Source organism: Nocardia crassostreae (assembly GCF_001613405.1).
Classification (GTDB): domain Bacteria; phylum Actinomycetota; class Actinomycetes; order Mycobacteriales; family Mycobacteriaceae; genus Nocardia; species Nocardia crassostreae.
In genome coordinates this window covers 204,553-225,755 of the sequence record NZ_BDCH01000013.1, presented here as the reverse complement: position 1 = coordinate 225,755, position 21,203 = coordinate 204,553, and the positions used below count along the sequence as shown (strand labels likewise).

Below are 21,203 nucleotides of genomic sequence, written 5' to 3'. Positions count from 1 at the left end.
TGTGCTTCGTTACTGGGTGGGTACCGCTACGAGGGGGTAGACGCCGTTCTCGTCATGGACTTCCTGGCCGGTCACCGGCGGATTGAACACGCACAGCATGCGCATGCGGGTCCGCACGTCGAGGCGGTGGCGTTCATGGCCGTTGAGCAGGTACATGGAGCCGGGGCCGAGTTGGTAGGTGACGCCGTTGTCGAGATCGGTGAGCGTGCCTTCGCCTTCGATGAGCCACACCGCCTCGACATGGTTCCGATAGTGGAACTCGTGCACGCTGTCCGCGTCGATGGTGGTCTCGTGGAAGGAGAATCCGACGCCGTCGCCACCGAGGACGATGCGCTTGCTGCGCCAGCCCGCACCCGCCACATCGCGTTCGGTGCCGGTGATTTCCGCTGTGCTGCGCACGATCATGTCAGTGCCCCCGCCCGCCGAAGACCACATCCACCGAGGCGGCCAGGATTTCGAGGCCGTGATCGAGCTCGGCCTCGGTAATGGTCAGCGGCGGCAGCAGTTTCACCACCTCGTCATCGGAGCCGGAGGTCTCCACCAGCAGCCCGTTCTCGAAAGCGGCCTGCGCCACCTTGCCCGCGCGGGAGGCGTCGTCGAAGGCGATGCCGTGCACCAGCCCGCGCCCGCGCACCGACAGCCCGTCGAAGGCGGCGACCACGCCGCTCAGCGCGCGATGCACCCGTTCGCCCTTGACCAGCGTCGCCGATTCCAGCGCATCGCTGCTCCAGTAGTGCTCGAGCGCCACCTGCGCGGTGACGAAGGCCGGATTGTTGCCGCGGAAGGTGCCATTGTGCTCACCCGGCTTCCACTGGTCCAGCTCCGGCTTGAACAGCACCAGCGCCATCGGAAGCCCGTAGCCGCCAATGGATTTGGACAGTGTCACGATATCGGGGGTGATACCGGCGGTCTCGAAGGAGAAGAACGGCCCGGTGCGGCCGCAGCCCATCTGCACATCGTCGACAATGAGCAGAATCTCCCGGGCCGCGCACAGATCCGCCAGTCCGCGTAGCCATTCCGCGCGGGCGACATTCACCCCGCCCTCGCCCTGCACGGTCTCGACAATGACAGCCGCGGGCTTGTCCAGACCGGAGGAACGGTCGTCTAGCGCCCGCGCCATCCACTGGAACGGATCCGGGTCCATATCCGAGAGGTATCCGTCGTAGGGCAGCGAGGTGGCGTGCTGCAACGGCACACCCGCCCCGGCCCGCTTGGCGGCATTGCCCGTGACCGCCAGCGCACCGAGGGTCATACCGTGAAAAGCATTGGTGAAGTTGAGGATCTCGGTCCGCCCGGTCACCTTGCGCGCCAGCTTGAGTGCCGCCTCCACCGCATTCGCCCCGGTCGGCCCCGGGAACTGCACCTTGTAGTCCAGTCCGCGCGGCTCGAGCAGCACGCTGCGCACCGTCTCGAGCAGCCGCCGCTTGGCGACGGTCGACATGTCCAGGGCATGGGTGATGCCGTCCCCGGCGATGTACTCCAGCAGCGCGTCCTTGAGCACCGGATTGTTGTGCCCGTAGTTGAGCGCACCCGCGCCCGCGAAGAAGTCCAGGTAGTCCCGGCCGTTCTCGTCGTGGATCCAGGCGCCGGAGGCGGTCTCGAACACGGTCGGCCAGGAGCGGCAGTAGCCGCGCACATTCGATTCGAGGGCGTCGAAGATCGTCATCTCGGTGGTGGTCATCGGCGAATCTCCTGATCGTTTGCCGGCGCTATGCGGTACAGCAGCTCGGCTTCGTGGTTGTCGGGGAAGTGGCCGGGTGTGAAGAGCGGGGTCCTGGTCATCGCGGACCGGCGACGGCGCGCCAGCGCGCCGAACATGGCGATGGACGCGGTGTTGTCCGGCGAGATGGTGGTCTCGAGCAGCGAAACGCCCTGATCGGCAAGGCTTTCCAGCAGGACGTCGAGCATGGCGACGCCGACCCCGCGACCGCGGAAGGCGTGATCGACGGCGACCTGCCAGACGAACAGCGTGCCGGGCTCCTGCGGGCGCACGTATCCGATGACGAATCCGGCGACCTCACCTCCGATTTCTGCGACGACCGAGGTGGTGGCGAAGTCACGGCACCAAAGCAGATACGCATAGCTCGAATTCGCGTCCAGGACCCGGGAGTCCTTGGCAATGCGCCACATCCGTGCGCCGTCGTCCAGTAACGGATTGCGTACCAGGATCGATGGTTTGGTAGGCGCGGGAAGCAGGGTTTGCTGAGTTATAGCGTGAGAGTTTCTGAATTGTGTCTGCATGACCGATTCAGATTTTCAAAGGAACTTTACGAACTCCCGTGCGAGATCTTTGCGATCTCATGACGATCGCTCTGCACATCGCAGCGATAACCCAGTCCGCGCACGGTGACGACCAGGCGCGGAGCCCCCGGATCGCGCTCGATCTTGGTCCGCAGCCGTCGCACGTGCACGTCCACAATGCGTTCGTCGCCGAAAAACTCGCCGTCCCATACTCGTTCGAGCAGCACGCCGCGACTGAGCACGCGCCCGGCATTGGTGGCCAGCTCGCACAGCAGCCGGAACTCGGTGACGGTCAGATGCAGTGGATCGTCACCGCGCCGCACCAGCCCGCCGTCGGGCGAGAGCACCAGCGGATGCTCCGAATGGTCTTCCAGCACAATCTCTGTCAGCGGTTCGGGCGCATCGTCGGCCCCATTGTCACGCTCCGCCAGCCGCGCCCGGCGGCGCAGCGCCCGCATGCGCGCGGAGATCTCCTTGATGACGAAGGGCTTGCTCACGAAATCGTCGGCCCCCGCTTCCAGCGCGGCCACCACATCGTGGGTGTCGTCGCGCGCGCTGATCACGATGATCGGCACATCGGAATCACGCCGCACCTCCCGGATACAGGTGAAACCGTCCATATCGCCGAGCATGAGATTGACGATCATGACGTCCGGTTCCCCGTGATTGCGCAGATGCTCGAGCGCCGCCTCGACCTCCCAGGCCTCCGCGACGTCGTACCCCTCGCCCTCCATGGCGACCCGGAGCGCCCCGCGGACCCGGTCGTCGTCTTCCACGATCATCAGGTTCGCACCCATAGTCCATCCCTCATCGACAGCCGGACGCGTTCGCGTCCTCGGCGTGCGACATCGGCTGCACGCCGCACACGAAGATAGCGAGTACCCTGTCAGCTAACCGTCAAACCGGAATGTGGGCCTCCGCATGACAGCGAGACCCATGCAATCACGCCCTACCTGCGGTTATATCCATCAGCTACGTGAGCTTTGTTGACGGATTCCTTACGGCGGCATTGCGAACATGTTCCGTCCGACCTCGGTGGTGGCTCATCCGGGCCAGCGCTGCACATCGATGACAAGACAGCAATTTCCCAGCGTCGCCGACGCCGGGCGGATTCACTCGGACTCGGGTAGCCGGTGGCGGCCGCCGGGAGTTCGATGGTCGGGTAATCCACGGCGCGCCGCAGTTCGGCAATGAACGCCTCCACCGATCCGTACCGCGGCAGCACTTCGGCCAGCAGGCGCTGCGCGCTCGTCGCCGTCATCGGGAACCACCTCACCTCGGTTCACAGCGTGAAGGTCTCACCCCGCGATAAGACAGCCACCGGGAGCGCAGGGCGAGACCTTCACCCCTCGATCGGTACCGGCAGCACACCATCTGTCCGGACCGCCGCCCACAGTAACCGCGCCGGGCCGACATGCAGCGCCTGATGAGATGACGAATCGTGCCAACCTTCCGACAGGTAGCGAACCGGTCGCAACTTTTTGGGACGCTCGAGGTGCGCGAAGTTTCGGCATGACCGGTGTCACGGTGCCGAACGAGCGCGGGCGGACTAATTTCGGGAATTAGCGAAATAACGAAGGATGGTGGCGTGCTCGACGAGTGCAAAGCGCTGGCGAACGAGACCCGCTTGCGCATCCTGGAGTGGCTCAAGGAGCCGCAGACGCACTTTCCCCAGCGTGCGGCGGATACGGCCGAGCTCGGCGTGTGCGCGGGGCTCATTCAGCAGAAGGCGGGCGCCTCCGCCTCCACCGTCTCGGCGCATCTGGCGATCCTGCAGCGCGCCGGGTTCCTGAGCGCGACCCGCCGCGGCCAGTGGATGTACTACCGCCGCGACGAGGCCCGCATTCGCGAGTTCACCGCACTCCTGCACGACCGGCTCTGAATCGAAAGGCAGTCCTCCCCATGCCCCCGACGCTGTCCATCCTCGACCTGGCGACCATCGCGCCCGGCCAGAGCGCGCACGAAAGTTTCGGCAACAGCGTGCGATTGGCGCTGGCCGCCGAACGCAGCGGATACCGCCGCGTCTGGTACGCCGAGCACCACAACATGGGCTCCATCGCCTCCAGCGCCACCAGCGTCCTCATCGCCCATATCGCCAACCACACCGAGACCATCCGGCTGGGCGCGGGCGGCATCATGCTGCCCAATCATTCGCCCCTGGTCATCGCCGAGCAGTTCGGCACCCTGGAGACCCTGCACCCCGGCCGCATCGACCTCGGTCTGGGCCGCGCGCCGGGCAGTGACCAGAAGACCATGTACGCGCTGCGCCGCGATCCAGCCTCGGCCGACTCGTTCCCGCAGGACGTCCTCGAACTCCAGGGCTACCTCAGCGGCAACACCCGGGTGCCGGGCGTGAATGCCGTTCCGCGCGCGGACAATATCGTCCCCCTCTACATCCTGGGATCGTCGCTGTTCGGCGCGCAGCTCGCCGCGCACCTGGGCCTCCCCTATGCCTTCGCCTCCCACTTCGCCCCCGACGCCCTGCACCGGGCCGTCGACGTCTACCGCGAAACCTTCCAGCCCTCCGAGCAATTGACCGAGCCCTACGTCATGGCCGGGGTCAATGTCTTCGCCGCGACCGACCGCGACGAGGCCGAGGCCCAGAAGACGATCGCCTACCGCTCCCGCGCCCGCGCCATGATCGCCCGCGGCCCCGCGACGCCCCGCTACACCGATGCCGAGATCGACGCCTTCCTGGCTTCGCCCAATGGCAGTCACCTCATGGCCATGACCAAGTACACCGCCGTCGGCACCCCGGACGAGGTCGACGCCTACCTGGCCGATTTCGCCGCCTCCATCCAGGCGGACGAACTCATCACCGCGCACTACGCCACCGAGATCGCGGACCGCATCCGCTCGGTGGAACTCACCGGCCGCACCCTGGGCGCGACCCACGAGCCGGTCGCCGGATAACTCCGGCGCTCAGGCCAGCAGTTCGCGGACCAGGACGCCGCACCACCACTGTTCGACCTGGTCCGCGGACCAGCCGCGCTCGACGGTCAGGGTCGTGTACACATCGATATTGCACAGGGCGGCATAGATATCCACCGCCGACGGCACATCCAGGCCGTCGCGCAAGGTGCCCGCAGGCCACGCCGAGAACACCTGTACGCGCGTCCGGTCTCCGGCCGCGCGCCCGTCCCGATACGCTTGGGCCAGTTCGGGTTCGGTGCGACCGGCCTCGCGCACCAGCACGATCACCGCACCCGCGCGCTCGAACAGGCGGCGGTCGTATCCGGCGACGGCGGCCAGCTGCCGCCGCGGACTGTCCGCCTCCGCCTCGAGCTCGGCGATCATCTGCGGCAGATCCGCCGATAGATCCGCCGCATCCACCAGGGCCCTGGTCAATCCGGATTTGTTCCCGTAGGCGGTGTACACCGTGGGCACCGAGACCCCCGCCGCGCGCGCCACATCGCGCACCGTCGTGGCCGTCCAGCCATTGGCCACGAACAGTTTTCGCGCCGCCCCGGCGATCTCCGCACTCGTCTGCTTGGCCTGCGCCGCCCGGCGCAACGAGTCGTAGCGGCGCCGCTCCGGCTCCGGATCCATCTCTTCCTCTTTTTGTTTTACGATGCTTATATTGAATACATGATAGAGAAAACTGCCGGGGCGGGCGGTTGGCCCTTCACCCGCATCGGCGGTCTGGCCGCCATCGGCTTCGCCCTGATCATCCTCGGCGCCAATCTGCTTCTGCTGCCCAGCGATCCGCCTCGAACCGGCGCGGAGATCGACACCGTCGCCGCATACTTCACCGACCACGGCGATTTCTCCAGTGCGACAATGGCGATCGTCCCGCTGGCGTGGGCGCTGGCCACGGTGTTCGGCGCGAGTGCCGTCGCGGCCTGCCGGTCCGTCGAGTACCGAACCGGATCCGCCTGGGCCCTGGTGGGTTTCGCCGGATTGCTGTTGCAGAACGGCGCGTTCGCCCTCGTCGTCGCCCTCCGCATGGCGCTCACCGCGACTCCCGACCACACAATGCAGGCCATCGCGGGCCTGTGGACCCTGCACGATGCGATCTTCGGTCTGAACAGCACCTTCCTCGCACTGGCCCTGCTCGGCCTCTCCCTCGCCGGGCGCGGCGCGGGCCTGCTGCAGCCCTGGCACGCCACGCTCGGACTGATCGCGGCCGCAGGACAGTTCACGTCGGCCCTGCTCACGCCCGTACTGATCGACCGGGGCGGGCCGCTCACCCTGATCGGGCTGATCAGCTGGTTGATGTGGGTCGTGTGGCTGATCGCCTACGGCCTCACCCTGTTCCGGCTGCCGACCGCGGCCGCGGCGGCTCAGACCAGGTAATAGGTCAGGAGCGGGGCCGCCTCGACCGGATGCCGGGCGTCGATGCCCTGATTGATCGGCCGGAATCGCCATCCGCTCACGCGGTCCAGCGCACCCAGCACCAGACCGCTGCTCGGCAGGCCGCTCAGTTCGCTGCGCGCGATCTCGGTGCTCGACACCTGGTCGACGACCCGGCAGTAGGCATTGCGGATCTCGGCGAAGGACTGGCCGGTGTAGCAGGTGACGAGGAACAGCACCGTCGTGACGGCCGGTGAGAGCCGGGTGAGGTCCACGGAGATGATCTCGTTGTCGCCCCGGCCTTCGCCGGTGATGCTGTCGCCGTGATGGCGCACCGCGCCGTCGGCGGAGTTCAACTGCTCGTGATAGACGACATCGACGAGGCTGTCGGCGCTGAACAGGAAGGCTGCGACATTCAGATCGATATCCGGCGCCCAGCGGCCCCGCGCGGGATCCCAGCCCAGTCCCACCGTGAGATATTCGGGGCTCGCGTCGCGATCGTCGCGGAACGCGTTGGACACCACGTGATTTCCTTCCGCCAGGGCTGTACCCGTAAAGATGCCGTATGGATCCGGCACATGCAAACCGCCTCGCGCAGCGACCGGCAGGTTTGTGTGATTGCCGAAGATGCTTCGGTTGATCTACCCGGATCGGACAGCAATCCGCTGGAATGAATGATGAACGTCCAGTTCAAAGAATATTCTTCAGCACTATAGCGCTCATTCCGCATAATCTTCATACTTCTCACCAGCACCGGCAGGACCTGCCGGTTTCAGTCGACATGACTCCGAGGAGCGTGAAATGAAGGTCGGAATCCCCCGCGAGGTCAAAAACCACGAGTACCGGGTTGCCTGCACCCCCGCCGGTGTGCGCGAACTGGTCTCGCGCGGGCACGAGGTGTACATCGAAACCGGCGCGGGCGCCGGGTCCACCTTCGAGGACGACGCCTACCGCTACGCCGGTGCGCGGGTGCTGGATACCGCCGACGAGGTGTGGGGCATCGCGGATCTGGTGCTCAAGGTGAAAGAACCCGTCGCCGAAGAGTATTCGCGCATGCGCGCGGGCCAGACCCTGTTCACCTACCTGCACCTGGCGGCGTCGAAGGAATGCACCGACGCGCTGCTGGCCTCCGGCATCACCTCCATCGCCTACGAGACGGTCACCGGCCGCGACGGCTCGCTGCCGCTGCTCGCGCCCATGAGCGAGGTCGCCGGACGGCTTGCGCCGCAGGCGGGTTCGTACCATCTCATGCGCAGCGGCGGCGGCCGCGGCGTGCTCATGGGCGGCGTGCCGGGTGTGCGCCCGGCGAATGTGGTGGTCCTCGGCGCGGGCGTGTCCGGGCGCAATGCGATCGCGGCGGCGCACGGTATGCACGCCTCGGTCACGGTGCTGGATCTCAATATCGCCCGGCTGCGCGAGATCGACGATCTGTACCACGGCCAGGTGCGCACCGTCATGTCCAACCGCCACGAGGTGGAGACCCTGGTCCGCGAGGCCGATCTGGTGATCGGCGCGGTGCTGGTGCCGGGCGCGAAGGCTCCCACCCTGGTGTCCAATGACCTTGTCGCCCAGATGAAGCCGGGCTCGGTGCTGGTGGATATCGCCATCGATCAGGGCGGCTGCTTCGCCGACTCGCGGCCGACCACGCACGAGGACCCGACCTACCGGGTACACGATTCGATCTTCTACTGCGTGGCGAACATGCCCGGCGCGGTGCCGCACACCTCGACGGTGGCGCTCACCAATGCCACGCTCCCCTACGCCATCGCCCTGGCCGAACAGGGCTGGCAGGCCGCGACCGCAGCGGACCCGGGTCTGGCCGCCGGTCTGAGCACCCACAATGGCGTGCTGCTGAACGAATCCGTCGCCGTCGCACACGGTTACACCGCGCAGCACCTGGTCGTCTGAGCCTCCGGGCGGGCGGCGTCAGGAGATGGACTGCCGCCCGCCGGGTCGCACGTGCTCGAAGATGAGGATGGTCTCGGTCGAGGCCACCGCCGGGTGCGCGCTGAGGTTCTCCAGGACGAATCCGCGCAGTTGCGTGGAGTCGGCGGTGGCGACGTGGATCAGGTAATCGTCCGCTCCCGCAATGAAATACACATTCTCGACCACGGGCAGCGCCGCCATCTGCTCACCGAAGGCGGCGAGGTTGTTGCGCGCCTCCGCGGTCACCCGGATGGCGATCATGGCCTGTAGCGCGCGGCCCAGGGCGGCCGGATCGATATCGGCGTGGAAGCCCCGGATCACGCCGCGCTCGATCAGGCCGCGCACTCGCCCCAGACAGGTCGACGGCGCGATTCCGGCCACGGCGGCGAGCGCATTGTTGGTGATGCGGCCGTCGCGCGACAGCTCGGCCACCAGCACCCGGTCGATATCGTCGATCGGGGCGGGTGGCCGAGGCGGTTCGACCGGTCGCGCGGTGGTCGAAGGCGGTTTCGTCACACTTCGACTGTATCGAAGAATATTCCGCGAACAGGCCGTCGGCCGGATTGATCTTCAGTCCGGCCGACGGTCGTGTCAGCAGCTGGTCGGCACCGGATCGCCGCGGAATCGGGATTCCACGTATTCCCAGGCGTCCGGAAAGCCCGCCACCGCGGTCGTCATGTGCTCGGCGATGTCGCACAGGCGATGTGGTGCGCTGGGTCACCGGCAGCGACGGCTGCGCGCAGTTGCAGTATCTCGGCCGGACCGATGCGCAGGTCAAGATTCGCGGGTTCCGGGTGGAGCTCGGTGAGGTCGATGCAATGCTCGCGGGTGCGGATTCGGTCGCCTTCGCCACCACGGTGGTGCGGCGGCTGCCCAGCGGCGTCGATGGGCTCGTCTCCTATGTGGTGCCCGCGCGGAATCGAATGTCGATGTCGCGGCGCTGCTGGAGCGCGCGCGGCAAGTGCTGCCCCGGCATGCGGTGCCCGCGGCGGTCATGGCCATCGACGGCATTCCGCTGACACCGGTGGGCAAGCTGGATCACACGGCCTTGCCCGCGCCGGTGCTGACGGCTCGCGAGTATCGGGATCCGGTGACGCCTACCGAGCGGACCGTGGCATCGGTCTTCGCGGACCTGCTCGGCTCGCCGCGGGTGAGTGCGGACGACGACTTCTTCGAGCTGGGCGGCAATTCGCTGCTCGCCACACGGGTGGCGGCGCGATTGCGGGCGGCGCTGGGCACGCGGGTGGCGGCGCGGACCGTCTTCGAGTATCCCACCGTGACGGCCTTGGCGGCCGCGGTGGACGAGCTCGCCACCGCGCCCGCGCGATATGTGCCGTTGACGCCACGCGAGCGGGGCGAGCACGTGCCGTTGCCGCTGGCGCAGCAGCGGATGTGGTTCCTGGCCCGGCTGGATCCGGAATCGGACGCGCACAATATCCCCGTAGCACTGCGCCTTTCGGGTGGCGTGTGCATCGATGCACTCGATGCGGCCATGCGGGACGTGCTGGAACGGCACGAAGTGCTGCGCACCGTATATCCCGAGTACGAGGGCAGCGGATATCAGCGCATCCTGCCCGCCGCGCAGGTGGCGCTCGATATGACGCCCGTCCCCACAACCGAATCCGCGCTGCGCGAGGACCTGATCGAGTTCATGGGCGCGGGATTCGATGTGACCGAAGAGGTGCCGCTGCGTCTCCGGCTGTTCCAGCTTGCCGACGCCGAATTCGTGCTGGCGCTGGTGATCCACCACATCGCGGCGGACGGCACTTCGCTGGCGCCGCTGACCCGCGATCTCATGGTCGCCTATCGAGCCCGCACGCAGGGCATTGCACCGGAGTGGACGCCATTGCCGGTGCAATACGCGGATTTCGCCATCTGGCAGCGCGAAGTGCTCGGTGCGGCAGCGGATCCGGAGTCACTGCTGACCGAACAGCTGCGGTACTGGCGGGAACACCTCGCGGGATTGCCGCCGCTGCTCGAACTGCCCGCCGACCGGGCGCGCCCGCCGGTCGTGAGCAATCGCGGTGCGGCACAGGAATTTCACATCGACGCGGAATTGCATCGCATGCTGAAACAGTTCGCGGCCGATCGCGACGCCACCCTGTTCATGGTGGTGCACGCGGCGCTGGCCGTACTGCTGGCCCGAGTGTCCGGCACGAGCGACATTGCGATCGGCACACCGGTCGCCGGGCGCGCCGAACAAGAACTCGACGATCTCGTCGGCATGTTCGTCAACACCGTCGTCCTCCGCACACGCACAGACGTTTCGGAGAGTTTCGCGCACCTCGTCGATCGCGTCCGCGACAGCGATCTGAGCGCCTTCGCACATGCCGACATTCCCTTCGAACGCCTGGTCGCCGAGCTCGACCCGCCACGCAGCCAGGCGCATCATCCGCTGTTCCAGGTGGCGTTGTCCTTCCAGAACTTCCAGAGCCAGGAACTACGGCTCCCGGACCTGATCGTCACTCCGCTCGAACTGGGCGAGGCCATCTCGCCGGTCGACCTGCAATTGACCGTGGTCCCGCCCGCGGACTCTGACTGCGCGGCGGGCCTGTTCTGTTCCTGGCGGTACGCGACGGACCTGTTCGACGCCGCGACGGTCGACGAGATGAGCCGCCGACTGCTCACGCTGCTGCGCGCCGCCGTGTCCGAACCGCAGCGCCCCATCGGCGATCTGCCCCTGCTGGACCAGCCGGAGCAGGCCGCCCAGCTGGCCTCGTCGACCGGGCAGCATCGCACCCCAGCGCACCGCTTACTACTCGACGGTTTCACCGCGCAGGCACGGCGCTCCCCCGCATCACCTGCGGTGACCTGCGGCGACGAGTCCCTCACGTACGGCCAACTGGCCGAACGCGTGAACCGTCTGGCCCGCAAGCTCATCGCTCTGGGCGCGGGCCCCGGCGCCACCGTCGGCCTCGCCATGCGCCCCGGACCGGACCTGGTCACCGGCATGTACGCGATCGTCCAGGCCGGTGCGGCCTACGTGCCGATCGATCCCGCCCAACCCGCCGCCCGCACCCTCGACATCCTGGCCACCGCCGACCCGATCTGCGTCCTGACCGACGATCACGCACTCGAACTCGCTGACCGGCCGACCACCCATTTCGATGATGTCGCGAATCCCACTGCCCTATCCGCGTTCTCGGATGCTCCCCTGACCGACGCCGATCGGCTCCGCCCACTGCGCGAGCAGGACCTGGCCTACGTGATCTTCACATCCGGCTCCACCGGCCGCCCCAAGGGCGTCGGCATTCCACACACCGCCATCGTCAACCACCTCTCCTTCCTCACCTCGGAATACCAACTCACCGAGGCCGATACCTTCCTCCAGTCGGTCCCGTTCACCTTCGACGCGTCCCTGATCGGCTACGCCGCCCCACTGAGCGTCGGCGCACACCTGGTCATCGCCGCCCCCGAGGAGCGCACGGATCCCGGCCTCCTGGCCCGACTGATCGCCCACCGACAGGTGACGACGACGGTGTCCGTCCCGTCACTACTCGACGTCCTGCTGGATTCCGCCGCACCCGAGTCCCTCTCCTCACTCCGCGCAGTCTGGGTAGGCGGCGAGCCACTCCCCGCCGCAACAATCGCCCGGTTCACCGCCGCCTCCCCGGCACGCTTGCACAACCTGTACGGGCCGACGGAGGCAACGGTCTCCATTACGGGCGCTGACGTCACCGACCTGGGCACCGCACCAACCGAAGCCGACTCGGAGACGAACGGCGATGTCGAAACGACCGGTGGCGGATCGGTGCCGATCGGCCTCCCGCATTGGAACAGCCGGGCCTATGTGCTCGACGGACGCCTGCATCCGGTGCCGCCGGGTACGCCTGGCGAGCTGTATCTGGCTGGGGCGCAGCTGGCGCGCGGCTATCTGCGCCAAACCGAGCGCACTGCGGTGCGTTTCGCTGCGGACCCGTTCGGGCCTGCGGGTGCGCGGATGTATCGCACCGGTGATCTGGTGCGCCGCAACCGAACCGGTGCGCTGGAGTATCTCGGCCGCACCGACGTCCAATTGAAGCTGCGCGGGCAGCGTATCGAGCCCGGAGAAATCAAAGCCGCCCTGCGTGCGCATCCGGCGGTCACCTGTGCGGCCGTCACGGTGCGCCGCGAACAGCTCATCGGCTACGTCCGCGCCACCGGCGCGGTCGATACCGCTGAAGTGCTGGATTCGCTGCAAAACCGGTTGCCCGGCTACATGATTCCAGCGCACCTGATGGTCGTGGACGAATTCCCGCTCGGTGCGACCGGCAAGCTCGATCGCGCCGCGCTGCCCGATCCGCAGATGCCGGACCGCGAGTACCGGGCACCGGTCACCGCCGATGAGCGGGCCGTGGCCGAGGTCTTCGCCACCGCGCTCGGCGTCGATCAGGTCGGACTCGACGACGACTTCTTCAGGCTCGGCGGCAATTCGCTGTCGGCGGTGCGGGTGCGCGCAGCGCTCGCCGAACGTCTCGGGATTCCGGTGCCGTTGCGGCACTTGTTCGCTCACTCGACGGTCTCGCAGCTCGCCCTCGCGTTGCGGCGCGATACAGCGGAGACCAGCGGGCCCGATCCGCGCGCCGATACGGTGCTCGAGGAGGCCATCACTGTGGCAGGATGCCTTCCCCCGCGCTCCGATGCGCCCGAGGCCGTCTTGCTCACCGGCGCAACCGGATTCCTCGGTGCATTCCTGCTGCGCGAGCTGCTCCGGCAGACATCGGCCACGATCTACTGCCTGGTTCGGGCCGCCGACAGTGCGGCAGCCCATGCCCGGATACTTGCCGCCGCGGCGCGGTATCGGATCGACCTGTCCGGGAGCGACGACCGAATCATCGCCATCCCAGGCGATCTCGCGAAACCTCGGCTCGGCCTCGGCCCGCAGCAGTTCGACCGGCTTGCCGAGCGGATCGACGTGATCTACCACAATGGCGCGCTGGTCAACCATCTCGAACCGTACGACCGGATGCGCGCCGCGAATGTCGCGGGCACCACGGAGGTACTCCGGTTGGCCACCACTACCCGGGTGAAACCGGTGCGCTACGTGTCGACCAGCTCATCCCCGCAGACCATCGACGTGCCGTCCGGCCTGCCCGGTTACGTCCTGACCAAGTGGGTGGCCGAGCGACTCGTCCGCTCCGGTGCGGAACGCGGCATTCCGACCACGATCTACCGTCCCGGCCTGATCACCGGCGATTCCCGCACCGGCGCGGCCGGAACCGACGACGCCTGGTGGACGATGCTGCGCTCCATGCTCGTCATCGGCTCCGCGCCGGATCTCACCGGTGCGGAGATCGCCATGCTGCCGGTCGATCACGTCGCCGCGGCCATCGTGGCGGCGGCACACCGCGCGCCTGCGCTCGGGGTGGCCGTGGACCTCGCGCCGCGCAGGGCGCTTCCGCTGCGAGCCATCGTGGACGAGGTCCGTCGTCGTGGCTACCCATTGGATCTGATTGCGCCCGAACAGTTCCCGGAGGCGCTGACCACTGCTGCCGAGCAGCGCATCGCCACCGGTGACGAATCACTGTCCCGGGCCGCGGCTTTGAGCACCAACTACGCCACGACCGGCGAGGCCGAGGACACGACTTCCGATATGGTCCCCGACCAGTCGGTCACGCACGTCCCCGGCGTCGACACCGCGGTACTGACCCGCTATTTCGATTTCTTCATCGAGACCGGATTCTTCCCGACCGCCCCGAGCCCGTAATCCGCACCGGAGATCGCTTCGGGCTCCAGCGTTTCCGGATGAGTCAAGCGCAGCAGCCGCCGCTCCAGCCAGTCCGGAAGCCACCAGTTCGCCCGCCCTAGCAACGCCATGGTCGCGGGCACCAGCACCATCCGCACGATGGTCGCGTCGAGCAGGATCGCCGTCGCCAAGCCGAGGCCCATCATGGCCACCATCGGTGACGGGTTGACGACGAGGCCCATGAACACCGCGGTCATGATCAGGGCGGCGGCCGTGATGACCCGCCCGGTGCCCGAGATGCCCCGCGCCACCGATTCGGCATTGTCCCCGGTGGCGTCGTACTCCTCCCGGATGCGCGAGAGCAGGAACACCTCGTAGTCCATCGACAGCCCGAACAGCGCAGCGAAGGCGATCACCGGTATCGGCGAAGCGATCCGATAGGTGTCCTCGAGCCCGAACAGCCCGGCGCACCAGCCCCATTGGAAGACGGCGACCAAAACGCCGTAGGCGCCGCCGATGGACAACAGGTTCATGACCACCGCCTTCAGCGGCACCAACAGCGAGCGGAAAACGATGAGCAGCAACAGAAACGACGTCACGAGGATCGCAGCCACGAAAACCGGCAGCGTGTCATCGAGCTGCCGCGTGAGATCGTCGGTCATCGCGGTCATCCCCGCCACCGCGACATTGTCCGGTACGAGATCGCGTATGCGCGTGAGTGTTTCGCCGGTAGCAGGATCCGAAGGCCCGGTGGTGGGCCGAACAGGGATAACCACGGCATCCCCACCGGGCGCCGACTGCACCGCACCCACCTGTTCGATCCCCGGATCGGCCGCGATCCGCGCCCCCAACTCCGCCAAACCCATGCCATCCACCCCTGCCCGCCGCAGATCCACGACAACCAGCAACGGCCCGTTCACCCCCGGCCCGAACCCTTCCACCAGCAAGTCGTATGCCCGCCGATGACTGGCCCGGGTCGTATCATCCCCCGCATCCGGAAACCCGGTTTCCATCCACAGCGTCGGCGTAGCCAACCCCACCAATACCGCCCCGGCAACCAGCAGATAGGGCCACGGCCGCCCCGCCACCCGATGCGCGAACCGCCACCATCCCGTCCGCATCACCGGACCGCTCACCTGCGTCTCCGGGGTCCCGCCATTCGACGCCGGTGGCACTGCCCTGGATGCCGAAATCCCTGCCCTCGACATCGGAGTCGTGGCCCGCGCCGACCGAGCTACCGCCCGCCGCTGACGCCAACCCACCCGGCCCGCATCGATTCGATCGCCGAGCAGCGCCAGCAGTGCGGGGAGCAGAGTGAGGGCGGCGGCGATGGCGATCAGCACCACCAGTGCGGTGGCGAACCCGATCGAGGTGAGCAGCCCGACTCCGGTCAAGCCCAGGGCCGCCATGGCCAGCACCACGGTGCCACCCGAGAACACCACGACCGCACCGGAGGAGCTCATGGCCAGCGACAGCGCGACCGCATTGCCCTGGCCCGCCATCCGATGCTCGCGATACCTGGTCACGATGAACAGGGCGTAATCGATGCCGACCCCCAGCCCGATCATCGCGGCAATCGTCGGCGCCGACGTCGACACATCCATCGCATTGGCCAGCAGCACAACGCCGCCGAGCCCCACCGCGACCGCCGCCACGGCGATCACGATCGGAACCAGGGCGGCCACAACGGTACCGAGCACGACGAGCAGCACCACCACGGCCGCCAACAAACCCACCGCCTCGATTCCCGACGTCTCAGCCTCGGCATTCACGAACGCGGCATCCCCGCCCAACTCGGCGACCAGCCCCGCCTCGCGCGCCGGATCCATGGCTTCGGCGAGCACAGACAGCACAGCCGCGCCCAACTCCGTCACGGCCACATCGAAAACGATCTCGGAATACCCGATCCGTCCATCGGCCGAAACCGTGCCCGCCGCAAACGGATCCATCACCCCCGCAACGTGGTCCACTTCCGACAGGCGCTCCACCGCAGCAACGACAGCATCCCGGTCCTGATCCAACCGCTCCCCGGGCGCAGCCGCGAATACAGCCATGGTGCTCCCCCGCGCCGCCTCGGGAACCCGCTCCTCCAGCAACCCCAGCGCCGTCTCACTCTGACTCCCGGGCGCGATGAAGTCGTCGGCAAACGAGCCCCCGACAGTCCCGGCCAAGGCCAGCAGCAGCGCAAGCATTGCCGCCCAGCTCCCCAGCGTGCGCCACGGCCGGCGCGCGGCCGCATCACCGATGCGACGAGTGAATCGGTTCATGATCGTGTTCTCCCTCTAATCTCCCGGCAACCCGGCGTCCAGCCCCAAGGCGCACAACCTGACCCGCAGCACCACCCCGCGACGCCCCGGCAGCCCGCGGCAGATCCGCTGTTCGACACCGCAGCAGCGCGGTAGCGCGCCAACATCACTGCACCGCAGCTCTGCGGTGCGACGCCCCGGCCCGCACCTCGCAGCGCCGTTGCATGACGCGGCGGTGTCGGAGCACACCGGCGCGACACACCAACGCTGTGGAACAGCAGTGCGGCGGAGCAGAAGTGCGGGTTCGGCTCCGGTGGTCAATGGCCCTCGCGGTCGAGCGGGCGGTCGCCAGCCGGAAGGTGGCTCCGGCCTCCGCCGCGAGACGGGTTCCGACATGGGGATCCGGCGGGCTGATCCGCCGTGCGGCGATCATGGAATCCGTCTCATGGCGGGTGATCGTGCGTGTGACTGCGCGTACGGTGAGGCCGTGCCTGCTGACGTCTCACCGACCGGGCTGCCGGTCGGCCATCGGCGGGCCGCCACGAACGGTTCGCTGTCCCCGGATGCGCCTGTTGTGGCCGGAGCTCGCGGTTTTCGGGGTCCGTTCGCCCGGTGGCCGCGGGTCGCGGATGCGGTGCTCGCGGTCGTGGCCTTGCTGGCGACGGTGTTTCTCGTGGAGGGGCCCGGGGATTCGCTGCACTGGCGCGCGCTCGGTGCGGTATCACCGCTCGTGCTGGTGGTTTTCGTGGCGGCGAATGCCGCGCTGTATTGGCGACGCCGTGCCCCGTTGCCGGTGCTGGGGTTGCTGCTGGTCGCTTGGATTCCGCTCGTGGTCGTCGACGATGCCTATGTCGGTGCGGCGACCTTGGTGGCGCTCTACAGCGTCGGCCGGTACGCGCCCGACAGCTATTGGGGTCCGGCGGGAGTGGCCGCCGCGATCGCCGCGGTCAATATCGACGGGCTCGACCATCCCGGAAGGTGTTGGGAGGAAGCGATTTTCGGCACCGTGGCGCTGACGGGGGCTTGGTATGTCGGGCGCAGGCTACAACTGCGAGAGGAACGCGCCGCACAGGTGCTGCGCGAGCGTGCCGCCGAGGCGCGACGCATCATGGCGGAGGAGCGCACGCGCATCGCTCGTGAACTCCACGATGTGGTCGCGCACCGGGTGAGCCTCATGACGGTGCAGGCCGGTGCCGCCAAAGCCGTTGCGGCCCAGGATCTCACTGCCGCGGTGCAGGCCATGGGCGCGGTGGAGGAGGCGGGGCGCGAGGCGCTGGACGAACTGCGGCATCTACTCGGCGTCCTGCGCCCGGACAGTGACTCCGCCTGGCTGGGACCGCAACCGGGGCTCGCGGATCTGCCCCGATTGGTCGAGCAGATCAGCGCCGCGGGCGTTCCGGTCGCCTTCGCGGCACGGGATCTGCCGGAAGGTCTGCCCGACCGCGTGGACCTGTTCGCGTATCGCATTGTGCAGGAGGCGCTCACCAATGTTCTCAAGCATGCGGGCCCGGGGACGCGCGCCGAGGTCGGGCTGAGCCGCGACCGCACCGGGCTGACCCTGGAGATACTCGACGACGGCGCCGCATCCGAGACCCGCGTGCCCGCGGGCGGGCACGGCATCGTCGGAATGCGTGAGCGCGCACTACTGTTGGGCGGCAGCCTGGATGCGGGGCCCCGGGCGGGAGGAGGATTCCGGGTGGTCGCCCATCTACCGCTCGAGGGCGGACGCCCGTGACCGTCCGCGTTCTCATAGTCGATGACCAAGCCCTCGTCCGAGGCGGTTTCGCCATGATCCTGGGCATTCACCGCGATATCGAGGTGGTCGGCCAGGCCGGTACCGGCGCGGAGGCGATCAAGTCGGCGCACGCCCACCGCCCCGATGTCGTCCTCATGGATATCCGCATGCCCGGCATGGACGGTCTAGAAGCCACCGAACGCCTGCTCGCCGAGGCGGATTGGCCCGTCCGCGTCCTCATCCTGACCACTTTCGACCCGGACGAGTACGTCTACCCGGCCCTGCGCGCGGGCGCCAGCGGCTTCGTCCTCAAGGATATTCCGGCCGACCACCTCGCCGACGCCGTCCGCACGGTGGCCGATGGCGGCGCCCTCCTGTCCCCCACCATCACCCGCCGCCTCATCGGCCAGTTCACCACTCACCGCGCCGCCGACTCCGCGGTCGCCCAGCGCCTGCACCGCCTCACCGATCGCGAACGCGATGTGCTCGCCGCCATAGCCCGCGGTCACACCAATTCCGAAATCGCCGCCCGCCTGTTCATCGGCCCCGCCACCGTCAAATCCCACGTCTCCAGCATTCTCACCAAACTGGGCCTGCGCGACCGCACCCAGATGGTCGTCTTCGCCTACGAAAGCGGCCTGATCACCCCTGGCGAGCACGACATCGGCCATTGACGGCCCGGTACGCTCACGGTGTGCACCTGGAGTTGATCACGATCATCGTCGAGGACTACGACCGCGCCATCGAATTCTTCGTGCAAACCCTGGGTTTCGATCTGATCGAGGACTCCCCCTCCCGCACCAACGACGGCCGCCACAAACGCTGGGTCGTGGTCCGCCCGCCCCACACGGCCACCGGCATCCTCCTCGCCCGAGCCGACGGCCCCACCCAGCATGCCGCCATCGGCAACCAATTCTCCGGCCGCGTAGGCTTCTTCCTCCGCGTCCCCGACTTCACCGCCGCCTACCACCGAATGCGCACCGCCGGAGTCGAGTTCACCACCACCCCCCGCACCGAACCCTACGGGCAGGTAGCCGTCTTCCTCGACATCTCCGGCAACAAGTGGGACCTGCTCGGCCCGTAGCCTGGACTGGTGGGCGGTGTGGATTTCGGGCGGAAGTCGGGTGGGTGGGAGTTCGCGCGGTCGGGGGTGTGCCGCGCGGGGTGGCGATCATCGGGTATCGGGATGTGGGTGGGGCGGGGGTGGATCTGCGGGTTGCGGGGGCGGCGGCGGTCACGGTGGCGATCGAGTTCGGCGGGCGAGAGGTGGTCGTCGAGGATGCGGTGGGGCGGCGGGCGCTCGGCGGGTTCGTCGCGGGGCTGCCGCTGGAGGCTATGCGGGTGCGGAGCGAGCGGGCCGAATGCATCGAGGTTCGGTTGTCGGCCGAACGGGCCTATTCGGCGCTCGGGATCTCACCGACGGAGTTGGGTGGGAGCGTGGCGGAGCTGGGGGATTTGTGGGGTGCGCGGGCGCGGCGGTTGCGGGAGCAGCTCGGGGCCGCGGGGACGTGGGACGAGCGGTTCGCGGTGACGAAATCGTTTCTGGCGCACTGTGACGAGTCGGTGCGGGCGCCCGATCCGGAAGTAATCGGGGGGTGGCATCGGATCCTGGCCTCGCGGGGGCAGGTGCGGATCGGGGACCTCGCGGAATCCCTCGGCTGGAGCCATAAGCGACTGTGGGCGCGGTTCGAGTCGCAGATCGGGCTGACGCCCAAACGGGCGGCGATGCTGGTCCGGTTCCGCAGCGCCGTCGACGGTTTGCTGGCGGGCACGCCCGCTGCCGAGGTCGCCGCGGACTGCGGGTATACCGATCAAGCGCATTTGTGCCGAGACGTCTCGATCTTCGCCGACCGCACGCCCGGATCGCTGGCGGTGAACTATCTGCCCGCGATCGCCCGGCACCGGTACGCGGCATGGGGAAGAATTTTCCAATACGGCGCGTGACCACTCGGTCGAGAGTGGTGGCGTGACCACTACATTCGATCCCGAGAAGCTGCAAACCGCCTTGGCGGCCGTTCATCACGCGGGCATGCCCGGAGTGTTCGCCGAAGTGCGCGACGGCGATCAGGTCTGGCGTGGCGCGGCCGGAGTCGCCGATGTGACGACCGGCCGCCCCGTCACGGCCGATATGCGACATCGCGTCGGCAGCATCACCAAGTCGTTCACCGCCGCCGCGGTACTGCGTCAGGTCGACAGCGGCGCAATAGAACTCGACAGGCCCATCGGCCACTATCTGCCGCGGCTGGTGCCCGGTGCACGCGGGCAGGCGATCACGGTCCGCATGTTGATCAATCACACCAGCGGCCTCGCCGAGTATTTTCCGCACGCGTACCCGTCCCTCGCCGCCTTTCCCGCTCTGACCGAAACGACGCCGGAGAGCCTGGATGACAACCGGCTCACCCGATTCCACCCGACCGAGTTGATCGAGCTGGGGGTATCGGCGCCCGCCACCGGGACCCCGGGCGGCACACCGGGGGTGTACTCGAACACCAACTACCTGCTCATGTGCGAGCTCCTGGAGTCGGTGACCGGCATGTCGGCGGACAAATACATCACCGCCGACATCATCGAACGCGCCGGGCTGCGCGACACCGAACTTCCGACCGGACCGCATATCGCCGGACCGCATTCACTGCACTACGAGGAATGGTTCGGCATGATCACCCCGCCCCGCGATTACAGCGTCTTCGACATGTCGTGGGTGCCTCGCTCATATCGACCGTCACGGACCTGAACCGCTTCTTCGCCCTCCTGCTCGCCGGTGAAATCATCAGCCCGGCAGCCCTGGCACAGATGCAACGCACCGTTCCGGTCATTTCGTTCGACGGCAAGACGATCGACTACGGACTGGGCCTGCACAAGCTGACCGTGCCCGGCCGCGGAATCCATTGGGGCCACGACGGTTCGGTATGGGGCGGCGGCGCCATGTCCATGACCAGCGCCGACGGCAGTCGGCAAATGTCGTTCGCGGTCAACCTCCAGCGATGGAACCGACTCGACTCGACCGGAACGCCACAGCCACATCCCATCGACCACGCACTCGGGGCGTTCACCCAACTGGCGCTGGGCGCTTGATATCTCGGCTTTCTCCTTGACT

At 67.8% G+C, this 21,203-nt stretch carries 18 protein-coding genes and 1 pseudogene; 11 read left to right on the top strand and 8 right to left on the bottom strand.

The genetic code is table 11. From position 1 onward, the window contains the following. Positions 1-9 precede the first annotated feature (9 nt). From NC4_RS12145 to NC4_RS12130, 4 genes are read right to left on the bottom strand one after another with little or no spacing between them, the layout of a single operon-like run. Complete coding sequence (locus tag NC4_RS12145; RefSeq protein ID WP_067536593.1) at positions 10-405, bottom strand: ectoine synthase; 396 nt, start codon at positions 403-405, stop codon at positions 10-12. 1 nt (position 406) lies between these two features. Beyond that, positions 407-1,681: a diaminobutyrate--2-oxoglutarate transaminase gene (gene ectB / locus NC4_RS12140; RefSeq protein ID WP_067536591.1), complete on the bottom strand. Its 1,275-nt coding sequence runs from the start codon at positions 1,679-1,681 to the stop codon at positions 407-409. Continuing rightward, positions 1,678-2,241: a diaminobutyrate acetyltransferase gene (gene ectA, locus NC4_RS12135; RefSeq protein ID WP_084528923.1), complete on the bottom strand. Its 564-nt coding sequence runs from the start codon at positions 2,239-2,241 to the stop codon at positions 1,678-1,680. Before ectA ends, ectB begins: the two co-directional genes overlap by 4 nt. Before the next feature lie 26 nt (positions 2,242-2,267). Then, positions 2,268-3,038: a response regulator transcription factor gene (locus NC4_RS12130; RefSeq protein ID WP_067536586.1), complete on the bottom strand. Its 771-nt coding sequence runs from the start codon at positions 3,036-3,038 to the stop codon at positions 2,268-2,270. Between the two features lie 791 nt (positions 3,039-3,829). Here NC4_RS12130 and NC4_RS12125 point away from each other — a divergent pair. Together NC4_RS12125 and NC4_RS12120 are read left to right on the top strand one after the other, a co-directional pair. Next, positions 3,830-4,123, top strand: coding sequence for an ArsR/SmtB family transcription factor (locus NC4_RS12125; RefSeq protein WP_067536583.1), 294 nt, complete (start codon positions 3,830-3,832; stop codon positions 4,121-4,123). 20 nt (positions 4,124-4,143) lie between these two features. Beyond that, the gene (locus tag NC4_RS12120; RefSeq protein WP_067536582.1) at positions 4,144-5,154 is read left to right on the top strand and encodes an LLM class flavin-dependent oxidoreductase; all 1,011 of its coding nucleotides are present in this window, start codon (positions 4,144-4,146) and stop codon (positions 5,152-5,154) included. A gap of 9 nt (positions 5,155-5,163) precedes the next feature. Here NC4_RS12120 and NC4_RS12115 read toward each other — a convergent pair whose 3' ends face one another. Next, positions 5,164-5,790, bottom strand: a complete 627-nt coding sequence (locus NC4_RS12115) for a TetR/AcrR family transcriptional regulator (protein WP_067536579.1) — start codon at positions 5,788-5,790, stop codon at positions 5,164-5,166. 39 nt (positions 5,791-5,829) lie between these two features. Here NC4_RS12115 and NC4_RS12110 point away from each other — a divergent pair, with 39 nt between their 5' ends. Continuing rightward, positions 5,830-6,537 (top strand): hypothetical protein, encoded by a 708-nt coding sequence (locus tag NC4_RS12110; protein ID WP_067536576.1) that lies wholly within the window; start codon positions 5,830-5,832, stop codon positions 6,535-6,537. On the opposite strand, the gene NC4_RS12105 is transcribed toward NC4_RS12110, so the two are convergent. Next, positions 6,525-7,058 (bottom strand): TerD family protein, encoded by a 534-nt coding sequence (locus tag NC4_RS12105; RefSeq protein ID WP_245721641.1) that lies wholly within the window; start codon positions 7,056-7,058, stop codon positions 6,525-6,527. The two genes, NC4_RS12110 and NC4_RS12105, sit on opposite strands and share 13 nt — an antisense overlap. 277 nt (positions 7,059-7,335) lie before the next feature. Here NC4_RS12105 and ald point away from each other — a divergent pair, with 277 nt between their 5' ends. Then, entirely contained in the window at positions 7,336-8,442 is a 1,107-nt protein-coding gene (ald, locus tag NC4_RS12100; protein ID WP_067536573.1) for an alanine dehydrogenase, read from the top strand. Positions 8,443-8,460: 18 nt separating this feature from the next. On the opposite strand, the gene NC4_RS12095 is transcribed toward ald, so the two are convergent. Next, positions 8,461-8,976, bottom strand: coding sequence for an Lrp/AsnC family transcriptional regulator (locus NC4_RS12095; protein ID WP_067536571.1), 516 nt, complete (start codon positions 8,974-8,976; stop codon positions 8,461-8,463). A gap of 191 nt (positions 8,977-9,167) precedes the next feature. On the opposite strand from NC4_RS12095, the gene NC4_RS12090 reads away from it, so the two are divergent. Further along, positions 9,168-9,479, top strand: a complete 312-nt coding sequence (locus NC4_RS12090) for a hypothetical protein (RefSeq protein ID WP_157554595.1) — start codon at positions 9,168-9,170, stop codon at positions 9,477-9,479. After that, on the top strand, positions 9,422-14,146 hold the full coding sequence (locus NC4_RS12085) for a non-ribosomal peptide synthetase (protein WP_067536566.1): 4,725 nt from the start codon (positions 9,422-9,424) through the stop codon (positions 14,144-14,146). Before NC4_RS12090 ends, NC4_RS12085 begins: the two co-directional genes overlap by 58 nt. Here the strand turns inward: NC4_RS12085 and NC4_RS12080 are convergent. Beyond that, positions 14,092-16,392 (bottom strand): MMPL family transporter, encoded by a 2,301-nt coding sequence (locus NC4_RS12080; RefSeq protein WP_067536564.1) that lies wholly within the window; start codon positions 16,390-16,392, stop codon positions 14,092-14,094. The genes NC4_RS12085 and NC4_RS12080 overlap by 55 nt on opposite strands. Before the next feature lie 466 nt (positions 16,393-16,858). Between NC4_RS12080 and NC4_RS12075 the strand changes: the two genes are divergently transcribed. From NC4_RS12075 to NC4_RS12055, 5 genes and pseudogenes are all read left to right on the top strand, one after another. Beyond that, positions 16,859-18,106: a sensor histidine kinase gene (locus NC4_RS12075; protein WP_218021055.1), complete on the top strand. Its 1,248-nt coding sequence runs from the start codon at positions 16,859-16,861 to the stop codon at positions 18,104-18,106. Further along, positions 18,103-18,780, top strand: a complete 678-nt coding sequence (locus tag NC4_RS12070; RefSeq protein ID WP_067536561.1) for a response regulator transcription factor — start codon at positions 18,103-18,105, stop codon at positions 18,778-18,780. Before NC4_RS12075 ends, NC4_RS12070 begins: the two co-directional genes overlap by 4 nt. Positions 18,781-18,800: 20 nt before the next feature. Next, positions 18,801-19,190: a VOC family protein gene (locus NC4_RS12065; protein ID WP_067536558.1), complete on the top strand. Its 390-nt coding sequence runs from the start codon at positions 18,801-18,803 to the stop codon at positions 19,188-19,190. A gap of 44 nt (positions 19,191-19,234) precedes the next feature. Further along, entirely contained in the window at positions 19,235-20,050 is an 816-nt protein-coding gene (locus NC4_RS12060) for an AraC family transcriptional regulator (protein ID WP_245721640.1), read from the top strand. An 85-nt stretch (positions 20,051-20,135) separates the two neighbouring features. Continuing rightward, positions 20,136-21,181 (top strand): annotated as a pseudogene (locus NC4_RS12055) (serine hydrolase domain-containing protein). Positions 21,182-21,203 lie beyond the last annotated feature (22 nt).

Bases quoted from the DNA above. Each gene is read 5' to 3' on its own strand.
- NC4_RS12080 (WP_067536564.1), bottom strand. From the start codon at position 16,392: ATGAACCGATTCACTCGTCGCATCGGTGATGCGGCCGCGCGCCGGCCG.
- ectA (WP_084528923.1), bottom strand. From the start codon at position 2,241: ATGCAGACACAATTCAGAAACTCTCACGCTATAACTCAGCAAACCCTG.
- ectB (WP_067536591.1), bottom strand. From the start codon at position 1,681: ATGACCACCACCGAGATGACGATCTTCGACGCCCTCGAATCGAATGTG.
- NC4_RS12145 (WP_067536593.1), bottom strand. From the start codon at position 405: ATGATCGTGCGCAGCACAGCGGAAATCACCGGCACCGAACGCGATGTG.
- NC4_RS12120 (WP_067536582.1), top strand. From the start codon at position 4,144: ATGCCCCCGACGCTGTCCATCCTCGACCTGGCGACCATCGCGCCCGGC.
- ald (WP_067536573.1), top strand. From the start codon at position 7,336: ATGAAGGTCGGAATCCCCCGCGAGGTCAAAAACCACGAGTACCGGGTT.
- NC4_RS12110 (WP_067536576.1), top strand. From the start codon at position 5,830: ATGATAGAGAAAACTGCCGGGGCGGGCGGTTGGCCCTTCACCCGCATC.
- NC4_RS12130 (WP_067536586.1), bottom strand. From the start codon at position 3,038: ATGGGTGCGAACCTGATGATCGTGGAAGACGACGACCGGGTCCGCGGG.
- NC4_RS12115 (WP_067536579.1), bottom strand. From the start codon at position 5,790: ATGGATCCGGAGCCGGAGCGGCGCCGCTACGACTCGTTGCGCCGGGCG.